Below are 16,249 nucleotides of genomic sequence, written 5' to 3' on the forward strand. Positions count from 1 at the left end.
CGACGTGCCCACGAGAGACGGAGGGCTGCGGTGACCCACACCCGAGAGAAGGGCATGGACACCCGGGGCGACGTGCGCCCCGCACCCGAGCCCACGAACGGCGGGTACCTGCCACAGCTCGACGGCCTCCGCACCGTCGCCGTCCTCGCGGTCTTCCTGTTCCACACCGAGGCGCGGTGGTTCCCGGGCGGCTACGTCGGGGTCGACGTCTTCTTCGTGCTCTCCGGCTTCCTGATCACCGGTGTGCTCCTGCGCGAGCACGCACGCACGGGCTCGGTGTCGCTGCTCGGCTTCTATCTGCGCCGGGCGCGGCGCCTGCTGCCCGCGCTGCTCCTGCTCGCGGTCGTCCTGAGCGTCGCGTATCTCGTGCTCTTCCAGGGAACGCTGCGAACACAGAGCCTCCTGGGCGTCCTGGCGGCGGTCGGGTACGCGACCTCGCCGATCGCCGCCTCGGGCGTCCACCTGGAGTCGATGCTCCACGCGTGGTCGCTCTCGGTCGAGGAGTACTTCTACGCACTCTGGCCGCTCGTCGTCGTCGTGGTGCTCCGGAGGGTGGGCCGGACTCGGCTGCTCGCCGTCACCGCGGCGATCACCACGGCCGCGGTGCTCTACCGCGTCGGTGTCGCGCTCGCCGGGTGGCCCCGCGACCGGATCTACTACGCGGCCGACACCCGCGCCGAGCAACTGCTGCTGGGCTGCCTGCTCGCGCTCGTCCTGGCCCGGCGCCAGCTGCGCGTGCCCGACTGGCTCGCCGCCGCGTGCGCCATGCTCCTGGGGGCCTTCGTCCTGGTCCCGGACGCCCTCACGGCGCCGTTCTACCTGTACGGCGGCTCGAGCCTCATCGGCGTCGCCGCGGCGACCATCATCGCCGCCCTGACCGCGGCGCGGGCGACGGCGCTGTCCCGCGTCATGTCACTGCGGCCTCTTGTATGGGTCGGGCAGCGCTCCTACGGCGTCTACCTGTGGCACGCGCCCATCGCGGGCATCATCGGGACGCTGGTTCCCGCAGCAGCGGTGAGCCTGCAGCTCGACGCGACGGCCACGGCGCTCAAGCTGGCGCTCACGCTCGTCGTCGCCGCACTGTCGTACCGGTTCGTCGAGAGGCGCGTGATGCGGATGCGCCCGCACAGGGCGAGGTTGTCGGCGCGGCCCGTGTGAGGCTGTGGCGCGACGCGTCAGCCCGTCGTCGCCGCGACCCGGGCGCGCTCCAGCTCGGCCGCGAGCGCCTCGTCGACGCGTCCGCGCAGCAGCGTGCCCGTCGCCAGGTGCTCCTCGTGGTCGATCTCGCCCGACTGGTGCACGCGGTTGACCAGGTCGCCGCGCGAGTACGGCACGACGACGTCGATGGCGACGTCGGGCCGCGGCAACTCGGCGGCGATGAGCGCGCGCAGTTCGGCGACGCCCTCGCCCGTGTGCGCGGAGACGACGACGGTGCGCCGCTCGCGCCGCTGGACACGCCCGACGACGGCCGGGTCCGCCACGTCCGCCTTGTTGAGCACCACGACCTCAGGCACCTCGTCGATGCCGGGGATCTCCGCGAGCACCTCACGCACCGCGGCGATCTGGCCCTCGGGATCAGGGTGCGAGGCGTCGACCACGTGCAGCAGGAGCGCGGCGTCGCCCACCTCCTCCAGCGTCGAGCGGAACGCCTCGACGAGCTGGTGGGGCAGCTGCCGTACGAATCCGACGGTGTCGGCGAGCGTGTACACGCGCCCGTCGTCGGTGCGGGCGCGGCGCACGGTGGGGTCGAGGGTGGCGAACAGCGCGTTCTCGACGAGCACGCCGGCGTCGGTCAGCGCGTTGAGCAGCGAAGACTTGCCCGCGTTGGTGTAGCCCGCGATGGCGACGTTCGGGATCGCGTGCCGCTTGCGCTCAAGCCGCTTGGTCGCGCGCGACGGCGCCATGTCCTTGATCTCGCGGCGCAGCTTGGCCATGCGGTTGCGGATGCGGCGGCGGTCGAGCTCGATCTTGGTCTCACCGGGGCCGCGCGAGCCCATGCCGGCGCCCCCAGAGCCCACCTGGCCGCCCGCCTGGCGGGACATCGAGTCGCCCCAGCCGCGCAGGCGCGGCAGCAGGTACTCGAGCTGGGCGAGCTCAACCTGGGCCTTGCCCTCCCGTGACTTGGCGTGCTGGGCGAAGATGTCGAGGATCAACGCGGTGCGGTCGACGACCTTGACCTTGACGATGTCCTCGAGCGCGCGACGCTGCGAGGGCGCGAGCTCGGTGTCGGCGACGACGGTGTCGGCCCCGACGTCGCGCACGAGCGCGGCGAGCTCGGCCGCCTTGCCCGAGCCGAGGTAGGTGCCGGGGTCGGGCTTCTGACGCCGCTGCAGCAGGCCGTCGAGCACCTGCGAGCCCGCGGTCTCGGCGAGCGCGGCGAGCTCGCGCAGTGAGACCTCGGCCTCGGCCGCGGCGGCCTCGCCACCCGAGTACATGCCGATCAGCACGACCTTCTCCAGGCGCAGCTGGCGGTACTCGACCTCGGTGACGTCCTCAAGCTCGGTCGACAGTCCGGCGACCCGCCGCAGCGCGGTGCGCTCCTCCAGGTCGATCTGCTCGCCGTCGTGCGCCACGTGCACCGTGCCGCCCTCGGCGCGGGCCGTGCCCGCCCTGGCCAGGACCCGGGCCACGACGTCGTTCGCGATGGCCTGCGCGTCGCGCGGGGCCGCGCTCGCGTCGTGATCGTGCTCCGCGGCGGGGACCGTCGGGTCCTGCGGGGTGTGGGTCAAGATGTGCCTCTCGTGCGGGGTGCGCCATTTCCGGGCGCGTGGAACACGTCATTCTCCCACGCAACGCCGTCCCGGTCCCGGGGATTTCCGCCCCCGACATCGCGGCGCGTCAGCGGTGCGCGGGCAGGACGCCAGGCGGCCCGCGGCCCGCGGCTCGCGGCGCCCGCCGCATAAGATCACGCCGTGACCGACGCCGAGCTGCCCGACGTTCCCGAGCACTACTTCACGGGTGGGCCCGCCACGGCCGCCGAGCGGCGCACCGTGACCGTGCGCCTCGCGGGGCGCGACGTCGAGGTCGAGGTGGCCTCGGGCGTCTTCTCCCCCGGCCGCGTCGACCTGGGCACGCAGGTGCTGCTGCGCGCGGCGCCCACTCCCCCCTCGACCGGGCGCCTGCTCGACCTCGGCTGCGGGTGGGGCCCGCTCGCGCTCACCCTCGCGACCGAGTCCCCGGAGGCGACCGTGTGGGCCGTCGACGTGAGCGAGCGCGCCCTGGACCTCACGCGACGCAACGCGCAGCGCCTCGGGCTCGCGAACCTACGCACCGCGCGGCCTGGGCCGGGCGGGGTGCCCGACGACGTCACGTTCACCGCCATCTGGTCCAACCCGCCGATCCGCGTCGGCAAGGACGTGCTGCACGACATGCTGCGCACGTGGCTCGCACGGCTCGCGCCGTCGTCGGGCGACGCCGACGGGGCGTGGCTTGTGGTGCAGCGCAACCTCGGCGCGGACTCGCTCGCGCGGTGGATCGAGGCCGAGCTCGGCGAGAGCCTCGGCGTGCGCGTCGAGCGCGCCGCGAGCGCCAAGGGCTACCGCGTGCTGCGCGTGACGCGCTGAGCGGCCGGGGCGCGCACCGGGCCCCGCGCGCCGGGCTCGCTACGGGCGCGTCTCGCCCGTGAAGACCAGCTGCGCGGGCCCCGCGAGCTCGGCGCGGCCGCCCGGCAGGGCGCGCACGCGCAGCAGCCCGCCGGGCACCTCGACGAACCAGGTGTCGACCGGCTCGCGCCCACCCGCGGCGGCCCAGGTGCGCACCGCGAGAGCGGCCGCGACCGCTCCCGTCCCGCACGACTGTGTCTCGCCGACGCCGCGCTCGTGCACACGCATGCGCACGCGCCCGACCACCGCGCCATCCTCGGCGGCGCTCTCGCCGAGCGGCACCACCAGTTCGACGTTGGTGCCGTGCGGCGGCGCCGGCGCGACCTGCGGGGCGACGGTCAGGTCGAGCCCCGCGAGCTCGTCGACAGACGCCAGGGCCACCACGGTGTGCGGGTTGCCGAGGTCGACCGACAGCGCGGGGCGCGGCGCGCTCCAGCCGCGCACGGCGACCGCGGAGTCGGCGCCGGCGGCCTCGGCCTCCGGGCCGCCCGGCAGCAGCCACGCGCCCATGTCGACCGCGTACCACGGCGTGCCGTCGGGCCCCTGCTCCTTGCGCACACGCCGGACCCCGGCCCGGGTGCCGAGCGCGAGCTCACCGCCGTCGTCCAGGCGGGCCAGGCCGAGCGACTCGGCGAACGCCGTGAACACGCGCACGCCGTTGCCGCACATCTCCGCGACGGACCCGTCGGCGTTGCGGTAGTCCATGAACCAGATCGCTCCCGGCTCCTGGGCGAGGACCTCGTCAGCGATGGACTCGCCGGCCCGCGCGATGGCGGCCGTGGGCGCCAAACGGATCACGCCGTCCCCGCCGACACCGCCGCGGCGGTCGGTCAACCGCCGCACCTGCTCGGGGGTCAGATCGAGGTCGCCGCGCGTGTCGGCGACCAGGACGAAGTCGTTGTGGGTGCCGTGGCCCTTGGTGAACCTCAGCGTGCGGGGCTGCGCGGGCGGCGTCGTCGGCTCGGCGTCGGCCTGGGTCGTCATGACCCCAGACTACGGCGGACGGGCGCCGCGCCCGGCTCGGGCAGCGTGCCGGCGTCAGCGGCCGTGACGACGTCGAGCGCCCGGGCGAGCAGGTCGGGGTCGGCCGCGTCGAGCCAGCGCACCCGCGGATCGCGGCCGAACCAGCCCATCTGTTTTCGGGCCAGGCGCCGCGTGTTCGCCGTGACCGCGGCGCGCGCCTCGTCCCGGCTCGTGCGGCCCGCGAGCGCCTCAAGCACCTCGGCGTACCCGACGGCGCGCGCCGCCGTCGTCCCCAGCCCGTGCCCGCACCCGCCCTGCGCGGGGCTCGCCAGGCCGCGCACCTCCTCGACCAGGCCGAGGTCCCACATGCGCTCGACGCGCGAGGCGACGCGCGCGTCGAGCGTGACGCGGTCACAGTCGAGGCCGATCTGCACGGCGGGGCGCACGTACTCCTGCCGCGGCAGGTTGGCGGTGTAGGGCTGACCGGTGATCGCGATGACCTCGAGCGCGCGCACGATGCGCCGCGTGTTGTGCGGCCCGATGCTCGCGGCGGCGTCGGGGTCGTGGCGGGCGAGCTCGGCGTGCAGGGCGAGGCGCCCCTCGCTCTCGGCGCGCTGTTCGAGCTCGGCGCGCACGCGTGGGTCGGTGCCCGGGAAGTCCATGTGGTCCAGCAGCGCGCGCACGTACAGCCCGGACCCGCCGACGACGACGGCGCGAGCGCCGCGCGCGGCGATGGCGGCGAGGTCGGCACGGGCCTCGGCCTGGTACCGCGCGACCGAGGCGTCCTCAAGCGGGTCGAGCACGTCGAGCTGGTGGTGGACGACGCCGCGCCGCTGCGCGGGCGGCACCTTGGCGGTGCCGACGTCCATGCCCCGGTACAGCTGGTAGGCGTCCGCGTTGACGATCTCGGCGGGCGCCCCCGGCAGGCTCAAGGCCTGCGCGAGGTCGAGCGCGAGGTCTGACTTCCCGGTGGCGGTGGGGCCGACGACGGCGACGATCACGCGCCCACCGTACGACGCCGCACGGCGCCGCCAGCGCGCAGCGGCGTCGTCGAACCCGTCCGGTTGGGCCCGCCGCTCATGTCACCAGGCGGCGCACGGTCACGCGGTAGGAGCCCGGCAGGTGCTCGTGCCGGGCCGGCGCGTCGCGCGCCTCGTGCGACCAGCGTCCGTGTGCGGTCACCTGCGCCAGCACCGCGTCCACCCCCGGCGACGGTTGGTCCGCGACCACGATCAGGCCTGGCATGGCGCGTGCCGCGGCCGACGGCGATCCCCGCAGCGCGGCGAGCAGACGGTCGGCGGCGGCGCGCACGGTCGCGGCGGGCGCCTGCGCGGGCGTCTCGACCACGTCGACCGCGCGCGCTGCGAGGGCGAGGCCCGCGTCAGCCAGCGCGAACAGGGCGATCGACGCCCCGGTCGACGCCCACCCGTCCCACGCGGCGTCGGCGCACCCCGCGAGCGATCGCGCGAGCGGCACGTGCGCGTCCGCGATCCCGGCCCCGGCCAGCGTCGGGCGCAGCCGCCCGGACCGCGCCACGGGGCCGTGAGCGAGCACGGCGACGGCGCACGCCTGGGCGACCTCGCGGGCCAGGACGGAGCGGACGGCGTCGCGCAGGCCGGGCACGGCGTCCCCCTCGCCTGACGCACCGCACACCAGCAGGGGCGTGGCGGGGACGACGACGAGGCTCGGCACGCGCCGACACTACCGCCGGTGGGTGGTTCGGCGTGGTCGCCCGGCGTCGCCTCCCACCGCCGCGACCGTGCCCGGTAGGGTTGTTGGGGTGAGGTTCTTCGGGTCACGCCGGGACGGCGGCTCCGCCGACCGTCCGACAGGAAGGGACGAGGGCAGGACGCCAGTCCGCCGCCACGACGACGCTGATGAGGCGAGCGACCTCGACGAACAGGAGCTGCGCGAACGCGTCGAGAGCGTGCTGCTTCGCGTCGCGGCCGGCGCCCGCGGCACGTCTGGCCCTGCGCGTGGCGACCGGGGCCCCGTGCCCACGGCGCTGTCGCACGACCGCGTCGTCGCGTGGCTGGAGCGCTCCGGGTTCTCCTACTTCGCCGACTCCGACGGCGACCTCGGCGGGCTGTGGCACGGCCGGCTCTTCTACTTCCTGGTGCTCGGGGAGCGCGACGAGGTGCTTCAGGTGCGCGGTCAGTGGCACCGCCAGGCGACGATCGAGCGCCTGGAGGAGCTGCTGGAGGTGTGCAACGCGTGGAACGCCGACCACATCTGTCCCAAGACGTACACGCGCGTGCGCGACGACGGCGGCGTCGTCGTGTGCGCCGAGACGACGGTGGACGTCGAGCACGGTGTGACTGACGACCAGCTCGAGCAACTGCTGCAGTGCGGGCTGATGACCGGATCGATGTTCTTCGACAGCCTCGACGCCGAGTACCCCGACCCGCTGCAGGAGGCGCCATGAGCCGCCGCAGCACCTGGCTCGACCGGGTCCGGGGACTGGCGCCGCGCGCGGGGCGCTCCCCGGGGGCGTCGCGACCCGCCGACCCGGTCACCGACCAACGGCCCGAGCCGCTGACGTCACAGCGGGTGGGCGACGACCTGACCCGGCGCGGCTACCGGTTCCGGATCGACTCCGACGGCGACGTCACGGGCACCTGGGACGGCAACCGGTTCTGGTTCCTGCTGCTGGGCGACCACGAGGAGATCCTGCAGATCCGCGGGCGGTGGTCCGGCGCCGCGCCCCGGCCCACACGGCTCGCTGTGCTCCAGGCGGTCAACGACTGGAACCGCGAGCGCATCTGGCCCAAGGTCTACGCGCGCGAGGAGGGCGACGGCCTCGCGCTGTACGCCGAGGTGTCGGTCGACTTCGAGCACGGTGCGACCGACGACCAGCTCGCCGCGACGATCACGTGCGGGCTGGCGACGGCGTCGCAGTTCTTCGGGTCGCTCGCGGCGCTGGCGCCGCCCGACGCGGCATGACGAGGGTCAGCGGCTCAGGAGCGTCGGCATGCCGAGGGAGACCGGGCCCGACGGCGCGGGAGCGCCATGGCTGTGGCCCTCCTCCGGGGCGCCCAGACGCGTGCGCTCGCGCTGCGCCCACGTGTCACCCGAGCGGGTGCGGCGCACCGCGTACGCGCCGCCCGCCAGCGCCGAGTCGGCGATCAGGTGGTGCGGCGCGGCGTGCGTGACCGCCGCGGTCACCATGTCCCCCGGGCGCGGCAGGCGCGGGTCGAGGTCGGCCGTGGGCGCCAGCCTCGGGTCGGCGAGCGAGGTCGGCGCGCCCGGCGCGGTGACGCCGTCGGGCAGGGCGACGTGCACCAGGCGGTTGTCGGGCGCGCGCCCGGACAGTCGCGCGGTCGCGCCGTCCTTCTTGCCCGAGCCCTCGACCACCAGCACCTCAAGAGTGCGGCCCACCTGCGCCGCGGCCTCCTGGGCGCTGATGCGCTCCTGCAGCGCGAGCAGCCGTTCGAACCGCTCCTGCACGACCTCTTTGGGGACCTGCGCGTCCATGGTCGCGGCGGGCGTGCCGGGGCGCGGGGAGTACTGGAAGGTGAACGCCGAGGCGAACCGCGACGCCTCGACCACGCGCAGCGTCTGCGCGAAGTCCTCCTCGGTCTCGCCCGGGAACCCGACGATCAGGTCGGTCGTGATGGCCGCGTCGGGCATGACTGCGCGCACACGGTCGAGGATGCCGAGGAACCTCTCGGAGCGGTACGAGCGGCGCATGGCCCGCAGGATCCGGTCCGAGCCCGATTGGAGCGGCATGTGCAGCGACGGCATGACGTTGGGGGTCTGCGCCATCGCGTCGATGACGTCGTCGGTGAACGCGGCGGGGTGCGGGCTGGTGAAGCGCACGCGCTCCAGGCCCTCGATCTGCCCGCACGCGCGCAGCAGCTTGGCGAACGCGCCGCGGTCGCCGAACTCGACGCCGTAGGAGTTGACGTTCTGGCCCAGCAGCGTGACCTCCACGGCGCCGGCGTCGACGAGCGCCTGGACCTCGGCGAGGATCTCGCCGGGGCGCCGGTCGCGCTCCTTGCCGCGCAGGTGCGGCACGATGCAGAAGGTGCAGGTGTTGTTGCAGCCCACCGAGATGGAGACCCAGCCCGCGTAGACCGACTCACGGCGCGTGGGCAGCGTGGACGGGAACACCTGCAGCGACTCGGCGATCTCCACCTGTGCGGCCGCGTTGTGCCGCGCACGCTCGAGCAGCACGGGCAGGGCGTCCAGGTTGTGCGTGCCGAAGACGACGTCGACGTACGGCGCCTTGGCGACGATCTCACCGCGGTCCTTCTGGGCGAGGCAGCCGCCCACGGCGATCTGCATGCCGGGCCGCTGCGCCTTGATGCCGGCCAGGTGCCCGAGGTTGCCGTACAGGCGCGTCGCGGCGTTCTCGCGCACGGCGCAGGTGTTGATGACGACGACGTCGGCGAGGTTCGCCGCGTCGTCCTGCGCGGACGCGCGGACATAGCCGGCCTGCTCGAGCATGCCGGCCATGTGCTCGGAGTCGTGGACGTTCATCTGGCACCCGAGGGTGCGCACGACATAGGTGCGCGCCGCGGGCACGCCGGACAGGGAAAGGGTGGCGGAGGACATCGCCACTAGGGTACGGTCCCGACTCCACGTCGGGAAAACCCGACGTCGGCGCAGGTCATGAACCGACGAATCGGAATATTGTGATCAAGTTGTAGCCGCAGAGGGAAGTCCGGGGCTGTTGCTCGACCCCGGCGACCGCGATGCTGGACGAACACACGAACGGGGGCGGAACACGATGGACATTGATGCACCCGCACTGGTGGAGCTCACAGGCGTCAACAAGCACTTCGGCGACCTGCACGTACTGCGCGATATCAATCTCACGGTGCGCAAGGGTGAAGTTCTGGTCGTGGTCGGCCCCTCCGGGTCGGGCAAGTCCACACTGTGCCGAGCGATCAACCGCCTGGAGACCATCGACGAGGGCGCGATCCGCGTGGACGGCAAACCGTTGCCGGCCGAGGGCAGGGGGCTGGCCCGGCTGCGCGCCGACGTGGGCATGGTGTTCCAGTCGTTCAACCTGTTCGCACACAAGACGGTGCTCGACAACGTGACCCTCGGTCCGCGGAAGGTGCGCCGTTCCTCGCGCAAGGCCGCCGACGACGAGGCGCTCGCGTTGTTGCGACGCGTCGGCGTCGAGGACCAGGCGCGCAAGATGCCGGCGCAGCTCTCGGGCGGCCAGCAACAACGTGTGGCCATCGCCCGGGCGCTGGCCATGCATCCCAAGGTCATGCTCTTCGACGAGCCCACGAGCGCGCTTGACCCCGAGATGGTCAACGAGGTGCTCGACGCGATGGTCGCGCTCGCCAAAGAGGGCATGACGATGATCGTCGTGACCCATGAGATGGGCTTTGCCCGCAAAGCGGCGGACAGAGTCGTCTTCATGGCCGACGGACAGATCGTCGAAGAGGCAGACCCGGACACGTTCTTCACCGCCCCAACGTCGGAGCGGGCGAAGGACTTCCTCTCGAAGATCCTCATCCACTGACACGGGCGGGCCACCACACGGCCCGACCGGACGCACCACACGAAGGGGACACCATGCGCAAGCGCACTACCGGGCTGCTGGCCCTCGCGGCCTCCGCCGCCCTGACCCTGGCCGCGTGTTCGAGCGCCGAGCCCGGCGGAGAGGCCAACGAGCCGACCGGCGACGGCACCGGAACAGGCACGATCAAGATCGGGGTCAAGTTCGACCAGCCGGGCCTCGGCTACCAGGACGGCGCCGACCACACCGGCTTCGACGTCGACGTCGCGACCTACGTCGCCGGCAAGCTCGGCTACTCGCCCGACCAGATCCAGTGGGTCGAGTCCCCGTCGGCGCAGCGTGAGCAGATGCTGCAGACCGGGCAGGTCGACATGATCTTCGCGACGTACTCGATCACCGAGGAGCGCCAGAAGGTCGTCGACTTCGCCGGACCGTACTTCGTCGCCGGCCAGGATCTGCTCGTGGGCACCGACAACACCGACATCACGGGCCCCGACGCGCTCGAGGGCAAGAACCTGTGCTCGGTCACCGGCTCGACGTCGGCGCAGAAGATCAAGGACTCCTACTCGGCCGGGGTCAACCTGCTGGAGCGCCCGGGCTACGCCGAGTGCGTGACCGCGCTCGTGGCCGGCCAGGTCGACGCCGTCACGACCGACGACATCATCCTCGCGGGCCTGGCCGCGACCGACGCCAACAAGGGCAAGGTCAAGGTGGTCGGCGCGCCGTTCACGACCGAGCGCTACGGCATCGGCCTGCCCAAGGGCTCGACCGACACCTGCGAGAAGGTCAACGCGGCGGTCCAGGAGATGTTCGACGACGGCTCCTGGGAGCAGTTCATCGAGAAGAACACCGAGGGCACCGGCTACACGCCCAACGCCGACGAGAACCCGCCGACGCTGGACGCCTGCGCCTGATCGGACCTCGCTCGACCCTCGTCTCGGCGGACCCGACCGCGATCGCGCTGGTCGGGTCCGCCGTGACCACTCCGTGAAGGGAGCCGCATGTCGCCATTCCTCGACGTGCTCTCGCAGTACGACGTGCTCGGCGCGTTCTGGGTCAACATCCAATTGACCTTCTGGGGCGCCCTGGTCGCGCTCGGCATCGGCACGGTGCTGGCGATCATGCGGATCTCACCCCTGCTCTCGTTGCAGTGGGCCGGCAAGGCGTATGTCAACATCATCCGCAACACGCCGCTGACGGTCATCATGACGTTCCTGGTCCTGGCGATCTGGACACAGTTGAGCATCACGCTCTCGCGCGACTTCACCACGAACTTCTTCCTGTTCGCCGTCATCGGGCTCGGGGTCTACCACGCCGCGTTCGTCTGCGAGGCGATCCGCTCAGGCGTCAACACCGTGCCCGTCGGGCAGGCCGAGGCCGCGCGCGCGATCGGGCTGCCCTTTCTCGCCGCCGCCCGGATCATCGTGCTGCCCCAGGCGTTCCGCGGCGCGATCGCCCCGCTCGGCAACACCCTGATCGCCCTGCTCAAGAACTCGACGGTCGCGGCCGCCGCCTCCGTCTCGACCGAGACGTCGAGCGTCATGAAGACCATGATCGAGTTCCACGCCGACTACCGCTGGCAGGTCTTCCTGACCTTCGCGATCGGGTTCGTCATCCTGGTCATCCCCATCGGCCTGGCCACCACGTGGCTGTCGAGCCGATTGGCGGTCAGGCGATGACCGCGCCCCGCCCCGTCACCATCCGCGACCTCACGGGGAGCACACGATGAGCGCCTCCGTCCTGTTCGACGCCCCCGGCCCGCGCGGCCGCCGCGCGATGGCGATCGGCAACCTCGTGGGCGCCGTCGTCGTGCTCGGCCTGCTCGCCTGGGTCCTGGTCGTCCTGTCGGGCAAGGGTCAGTTGGCCGCCGGGCTCTGGCGCACCGCCACCGATCCGCGGGCCTGGGAGTTCTACTACCTGCCCGGCCTGCAGAACACGCTGCGCGCTGCCGCCTTCGCGACCGTCGGAGCGGTCGTCTTCGGCGTGCTGTTCGGCGTCGGCCGGCTCTCGGCCCTGCGGCCCGTGCGCTGGGTGTGCTCGATCATCGTCGAGTTCCTGCGCGCGGTGCCCGTGCTGCTGATGATGGTGTTCCTCAACGCGCTGTTCGGGATCGGCCTCAAGGCCGTGATCAGCGACTCGGCCTTCACCGCCGTCGTCGTCGCGCTGGTCCTCTACAACGGCTCGGTCATCGCGGAGCTGGTGCGCGCCGGAGTCGGGAACCTGCCGCGCGGACAGGCCGAGGCCGGACTCTCGCTCGGTCTCACCCGCGGACAGACCTTGCGCTCAGTCCAGCTCCCCCAAGCGCTCATCGCCATGTTGCCCGCCGTCATCTCCCAGCTCGTGGTCGTCCTGAAGGACTCCGCCCTCGGCCAGCTCATCGGCTACAAGGAGCTCCTACGCTCGGCGCAGATCCTCGCCTCGGGAGGCGGCAACCCGCTCCAGGCGCTGTTCGTGATCGCCGTGCTGTTCATCCTGCTCAACGTCGTGCTGTCCTTCGTCGCCGGGCGCCTCGCCCGGCGTCTGTCCAGCCGCACCTCGGCCAAGCCTCAGGCGGGGCAGGGTGTCGGGCCGGGGATCGTCGTGACTCGCGCCGGCGCCGTCGACGAGCCGTAGACCTCAGCCCGGCGGCACCCCGGTCGCAGGAGCCCCAGCCCCCAGGTCGAACGGTCGACGGCCTACGGCGTGTCCGGCAGGTCGTCGGTCTCCTCGCCCTCCGCGGCGAGCGCGTCCTTGACGACCGCGAAGGCCAGGCCGGGGCCATAGCCCTTGCGGGCCAGCGCCGAGACGGCCCGGCGCACGCGCGCGTCCCGAGCGGCCCCACGCGAGCGGGCCACGAGCCGGCCCGCGAGCGCCCGCGCCTGCGCCTGCTCGTCGTCGTCCCCGACCTGGGACAGCGCGTCGGCCGCCGTGTCCTCGTCGATCCCCCGCCGGCGCAGTTCCGCGGCGATGGCGCGCCGCGCCAGGCCGCGCTCGGCGTGCCGAGTGCGCACGACCATCTGCGCGTACCCGGTGTCGTCGACCAACCCGACCTCGTCGAACCGGTCGAGCACGGGCGCCACGACGTGCTCGGGGTAGCCCTTGCGGGCCAGCGACTGCTCCAGCTCACGGCGGCTCTTGGGCGCGGCCGTGAGGATGCGCAGCACAGTCTCACGCGCGAGCTCGGCCGCCTCGTCAGCGCTGACCTCGCCCATCTCAAGCCGTTCGGCCACGGTTTTACGTGGGGCGCGCTCGCGCGCGCCAGCCCGACCACCCGGGTCACCCCCGGACCCGTCCCGCGGCCAGGACCGGCGGCCCGTGCGGCCGCGGCGCTTCCCCACGCCGCGACCGCCGTCGCCCACGCCGTGCGCGTCATCCCGCTCGGCTCCCGGGCCGTCCGCGGGCGCCGGGGAGCGACCGCCCCACGGGTCCGGGACCAACGCCCCGGACTCCCGCGAGGCGTCGACCATCAGAAGGGCGCCTTCTTGCCCTTGGCGCCGCTGGCGGGCGCGGCCGCGGCGGCCGGGGCCGCGGCCTTGCCTGCGGCGGTCGGGGCGGCCGCCTTGCCCGCCGCGGCGTCGTCGGCGGGGGCGTCGACCTTCGCGCCCACGCCGAGCTTCTCCTTGATCCGCTTCTCGATCTCGTTGGCGAGGTCGGGGTTGTCGCGCAGGAACCCGCGCGCGTTCTCCTTGCCCTGGCCGAGTTGGTCGCCCTCGTAGGTGAACCACGAGCCCGACTTGCGGACCAGCCCGTGCTCCACGCCCATGTCGATCAGGCCGCCCTCACGCGAGATGCCCACGCCGTAGAGGATGTCGAACTCGGCCTGCTTGAACGGTGGCGCCATCTTGTTCTTGACGACCTTGACGCGCGTGCGGTTGCCGACGGGCTCGGTGCCCTCCTTGAGCGTCTCGATCCGCCGGATGTCCATCCGCACGGAGGCGTAGAACTTGAGCGCCTTGCCACCTGTCGTGGTCTCCGGGCTGTTGTGCACCATCACACCGTCGACGAGGTAGTTGTGGTTCCCCTCGACCTCGATGTCATAGCGGTGCGTCGCGCGCGTCTGGGGCTTGACATGGACGTCCAGCACCTTGGCGGGCATCGGAACCATCCGGGGCTCGACGAACTGGGGGCTCACGTCGAACGCGCCCTGGAATCGCGGCAGCACCTTGTACTGCATCGACGGGTGGATGTACGGCGCCACGATCTCCTGCAGTCGCGCCGTACCCGCCGTCGTGAGCTGAATGACCCACTGCTGCTCGGCGCCGCGCTGGCGCAACGCGCAGTCGACGCCGTGCGTGTCGCGCAGGTAGCCGACCAGGCGCTCGCGTGAGCCGGGGCTCATCGCGTCCACGCACACCTCGGCGCGTCCTGAGCCGTCCGCGGTGCGCTGCTGTAGGCCCTTCGAGCGCACCTGGAACGAGAAGTCGTCCATGTACCAGACTGCGAGGGCGAGCGGGGTGAGCGCCTTGAGGTAGTCGTCGGTGATGTGCTTCTTGCCGTCACCGAAGTAGACGACCTCGCGCAGCTCCGCGAGCTCGGGCAGGGGCGTGAGGTCGATGTGGACAGAGCCGTCCGCTCGCACGCTCCGCGACTGCCCGACATTGCCGAACATCGAGGCCTTCCAGTCGAGGTAGGCCACCTGCTTCGGACCATGGCCCATGCGGAACCTGACCCCGCGGCGACCACGCGTGTTGGGCGCGATGTGCGCGTCGCCCAGCAGACCGCCCAGCACCATCTGCCACTGCTGGTCGGATAGCAGCACGTCCTGCGCGACCATCACGCGGTCGCCCGCGATGATCTCGCCCGCCTCGCGCCAGCCCCCGGGGGTCCTGATGAGGTGGTTCTCGGTGGCCGCGAACTGCGCCCGCCCGTTCTTGCCCGACTTCTCGACGGTGAACTGCAGGAACCGCTCGGTCGGACCGTTGTCGAACCAGTTGACGACTCGGCGGGGTACGACCTGACCCGTCTCGGGGTCGTAGGACAGCACGTCGACCGGCATCCTCTGGTTGACGATCTTGCCGATCTTCTCGGTCGTGCCGTCAGCCAGGACCACGCGCGTCGAGTAGTGGAAGCACCCGAAGAACACGCCGATCTTCTCGCGCAGCTGGTTGATGAAGATGGCGGTCGTGCCCGAGGAGTTGAGCGCGCCGGTGATCTTGCGCAGCGCCTGGGACATCAGGCGGGCCTGGAGGCCCACGTGGCTGTCGCCCATCTCGCCCTCGATCTCGGCCTTGGGCACCAGCGCCGCGACCGAGTCGATGACGATGACGTCGAGCGCGCCCGAGCGGATCAGCATGTCCGCGATCTCGAGCGCCTGCTCCCCCGTGTCGGGCTGGGAGACCAGCAGCGCGTCGGTGTCGACGCCGAGCTTCTTGGCGTACTCCGGGTCCAGGGCGTGCTCGGCGTCGATGAACGCCGCGATGCCGCCCGCGCGCTGCGCGCTGGCGACCGCGTGCAGCGCCACCGTCGTCTTGCCCGAGGACTCCGGGCCGTAGATCTCGACGACGCGGCCACGTGGCAGGCCCCCGATGCCGAGTGCGACGTCGAGTGCGATCGAGCCGGTGGGGATCACCTCGACGGGGGCGCGGGACTCGTCGCCGAGCCGCATGACCGAGCCCTTGCCGAAGCTGCGGTCGATCTGGGCGAGCGCGGCCTCAAGGGCCTTGTCACGGTCTGCCGGTGCGGGCATGTCGGTCACCTTCGTGTTCGGGGCGCGGCGTGTGCGCGCCGGCTTACGTGTCTGCATGCTCATCGGTGCCAGACCGTAGGCGCAGCCACCGACACGGACGCCTTCTCCGGCCCTCACCTGTCGACAAGGTTCCGGAATCCGTGCCTGTGGACCGACTCTAGCCGAACATCTGTTCGATGGTGGCGACACGCCGGTGTGTCGTCCACGCGGGGTCACGCCGCGAGGTCACCGGCTGCGCGGCGGCGCCTGTCGTCCGGGGTGCTTGCCCCAGCGCTCGGCGTCGGGCACGTCGAGCGCGTCGCACAGCGCGTGCCAGACGTCGCGCGGCTGCAGGCCGGCGTCGAGCGCCTCCACGGGCGTCCGGCCCCCGAGGTCGACCAGCACCTGCTCGCGCGCGAGCGCGCGCCCGTAGGCGGGTCCGAAGACCTCGTCGACCAACTGCCAGAACTCACGCAGGCGCACGGGACTAGCGTGCCATCCCGCAGGGTCTCCACGGGCGGGGCGGGCGACGGGTGGTTTCGACAGGCTCAACCACCCGGG

The 16,249-nt window shown here is 72.6% G+C and carries 16 protein-coding genes and 2 pseudogenes; 8 read left to right on the forward strand and 10 right to left on the reverse strand.

Annotation, left to right across the window (positions count from 1 at the left end; translation table 11 throughout):
• The first annotated feature begins 30 nt into the window (after nt 1-30).
• Nucleotides 31-1,158 (forward strand): acyltransferase family protein, encoded by a 1,128-nt coding sequence (locus EV386_RS08030; RefSeq protein WP_165399876.1) that lies wholly within the window; start codon nt 31-33, stop codon nt 1,156-1,158.
• Nucleotides 1,159-1,175: 17 nt separating this feature from the next.
• On the opposite strand, the gene hflX is transcribed toward EV386_RS08030, so the two are convergent.
• Nucleotides 1,176-2,729, reverse strand: coding sequence for a GTPase HflX (gene hflX / locus EV386_RS08035; protein ID WP_130413924.1), 1,554 nt, complete (start codon nt 2,727-2,729; stop codon nt 1,176-1,178).
• A gap of 183 nt (nt 2,730-2,912) precedes the next feature.
• Here hflX and EV386_RS08040 point away from each other — a divergent pair, with 183 nt between their 5' ends.
• Complete coding sequence (locus tag EV386_RS08040) at nt 2,913-3,563, forward strand: class I SAM-dependent methyltransferase (protein WP_242607886.1); 651 nt, start codon at nt 2,913-2,915, stop codon at nt 3,561-3,563.
• A gap of 39 nt (nt 3,564-3,602) precedes the next feature.
• On the opposite strand, the gene dapF is transcribed toward EV386_RS08040, so the two are convergent.
• The 3 genes from dapF to EV386_RS08055 form a co-directional block, all read right to left on the reverse strand.
• On the reverse strand, nt 3,603-4,586 hold the full coding sequence (dapF, locus tag EV386_RS08045) for a diaminopimelate epimerase (RefSeq protein WP_130413926.1): 984 nt from the start codon (nt 4,584-4,586) through the stop codon (nt 3,603-3,605).
• The gene (miaA, locus tag EV386_RS08050; protein WP_130413928.1) at nt 4,583-5,566 is read right to left on the reverse strand and encodes a tRNA (adenosine(37)-N6)-dimethylallyltransferase MiaA; all 984 of its coding nucleotides are present in this window, start codon (nt 5,564-5,566) and stop codon (nt 4,583-4,585) included. The genes dapF and miaA overlap by 4 nt, the downstream gene beginning before the upstream one ends.
• Before the next feature lie 76 nt (nt 5,567-5,642).
• Complete coding sequence (locus EV386_RS08055; protein ID WP_130413930.1) at nt 5,643-6,257, reverse strand: hypothetical protein; 615 nt, start codon at nt 6,255-6,257, stop codon at nt 5,643-5,645.
• A gap of 88 nt (nt 6,258-6,345) precedes the next feature.
• Here EV386_RS08055 and EV386_RS08060 point away from each other — a divergent pair, with 88 nt between their 5' ends.
• Both EV386_RS08060 and EV386_RS08065 read left to right on the forward strand, forming a co-directional pair.
• On the forward strand, nt 6,346-6,990 hold the full coding sequence (locus tag EV386_RS08060) for a YbjN domain-containing protein (RefSeq protein WP_242607887.1): 645 nt from the start codon (nt 6,346-6,348) through the stop codon (nt 6,988-6,990).
• The gene (locus EV386_RS08065; RefSeq protein WP_130413932.1) at nt 6,987-7,508 is read left to right on the forward strand and encodes a type III secretion system chaperone family protein; all 522 of its coding nucleotides are present in this window, start codon (nt 6,987-6,989) and stop codon (nt 7,506-7,508) included. The genes EV386_RS08060 and EV386_RS08065 overlap by 4 nt, the downstream gene beginning before the upstream one ends.
• A 6-nt stretch (nt 7,509-7,514) precedes the next feature.
• Here EV386_RS08065 and miaB read toward each other — a convergent pair whose 3' ends face one another.
• Nucleotides 7,515-9,122: a tRNA (N6-isopentenyl adenosine(37)-C2)-methylthiotransferase MiaB gene (gene miaB, locus EV386_RS08070; RefSeq protein WP_130413934.1), complete on the reverse strand. Its 1,608-nt coding sequence runs from the start codon at nt 9,120-9,122 to the stop codon at nt 7,515-7,517.
• Nucleotides 9,123-9,318: 196 nt separating this feature from the next.
• Here miaB and EV386_RS08075 point away from each other — a divergent pair, with 196 nt between their 5' ends.
• The 4 genes from EV386_RS08075 (at nt 9,319) to EV386_RS08090 (ending at nt 12,657) form a co-directional block, all read left to right on the forward strand.
• Entirely contained in the window at nt 9,319-10,047 is a 729-nt protein-coding gene (locus EV386_RS08075) for an amino acid ABC transporter ATP-binding protein (RefSeq protein WP_207216603.1), read from the forward strand.
• A gap of 53 nt (nt 10,048-10,100) precedes the next feature.
• Nucleotides 10,101-10,958 (forward strand): glutamate ABC transporter substrate-binding protein, encoded by an 858-nt coding sequence (locus EV386_RS08080; protein ID WP_130413936.1) that lies wholly within the window; start codon nt 10,101-10,103, stop codon nt 10,956-10,958.
• An 87-nt stretch (nt 10,959-11,045) separates the two neighbouring features.
• On the forward strand, nt 11,046-11,723 hold the full coding sequence (locus EV386_RS08085) for an amino acid ABC transporter permease (RefSeq protein ID WP_130413938.1): 678 nt from the start codon (nt 11,046-11,048) through the stop codon (nt 11,721-11,723).
• A 46-nt stretch (nt 11,724-11,769) separates the two neighbouring features.
• Nucleotides 11,770-12,657 carry an amino acid ABC transporter permease gene (locus EV386_RS08090; RefSeq protein ID WP_130413940.1) on the forward strand — a complete coding sequence of 296 codons (888 nt, stop codon included), beginning with the start codon at nt 11,770-11,772 and terminating at the stop codon, nt 12,655-12,657.
• Nucleotides 12,658-12,719: 62 nt separating this feature from the next.
• Here the strand turns inward: EV386_RS08090 and EV386_RS08095 are convergent, their stop codons facing one another.
• From EV386_RS08095 to EV386_RS08105, 5 genes and pseudogenes are all read right to left on the reverse strand, one after another.
• The gene (locus tag EV386_RS08095; RefSeq protein WP_242607888.1) at nt 12,720-13,253 is read right to left on the reverse strand and encodes a regulatory protein RecX; all 534 of its coding nucleotides are present in this window, start codon (nt 13,251-13,253) and stop codon (nt 12,720-12,722) included.
• 236 nt (nt 13,254-13,489) lie between these two features.
• Nucleotides 13,490-14,197, reverse strand: a complete 708-nt coding sequence (locus EV386_RS18825; protein ID WP_341272832.1) for a hypothetical protein — start codon at nt 14,195-14,197, stop codon at nt 13,490-13,492.
• A 48-nt stretch (nt 14,198-14,245) separates the two neighbouring features.
• A pseudogene (locus EV386_RS18985) lies at nt 14,246-14,797 on the reverse strand (LAGLIDADG endonuclease); the annotation flags it as partial.
• A 60-nt stretch (nt 14,798-14,857) separates the two neighbouring features.
• Nucleotides 14,858-15,709: pseudogene (gene recA / locus EV386_RS18835) on the reverse strand (recombinase RecA); the annotation flags it as partial.
• Between the two features lie 225 nt (nt 15,710-15,934).
• Nucleotides 15,935-16,171, reverse strand: coding sequence for a DUF3046 domain-containing protein (locus EV386_RS08105; RefSeq protein WP_130413946.1), 237 nt, complete (start codon nt 16,169-16,171; stop codon nt 15,935-15,937).
• Between the last annotated feature and the right edge of the window lie 78 nt (nt 16,172-16,249).

Source organism: Xylanimonas ulmi (assembly GCF_004216535.1).
Taxonomy (GTDB): domain Bacteria; phylum Actinomycetota; class Actinomycetes; order Actinomycetales; family Cellulomonadaceae; genus Xylanimonas; species Xylanimonas ulmi.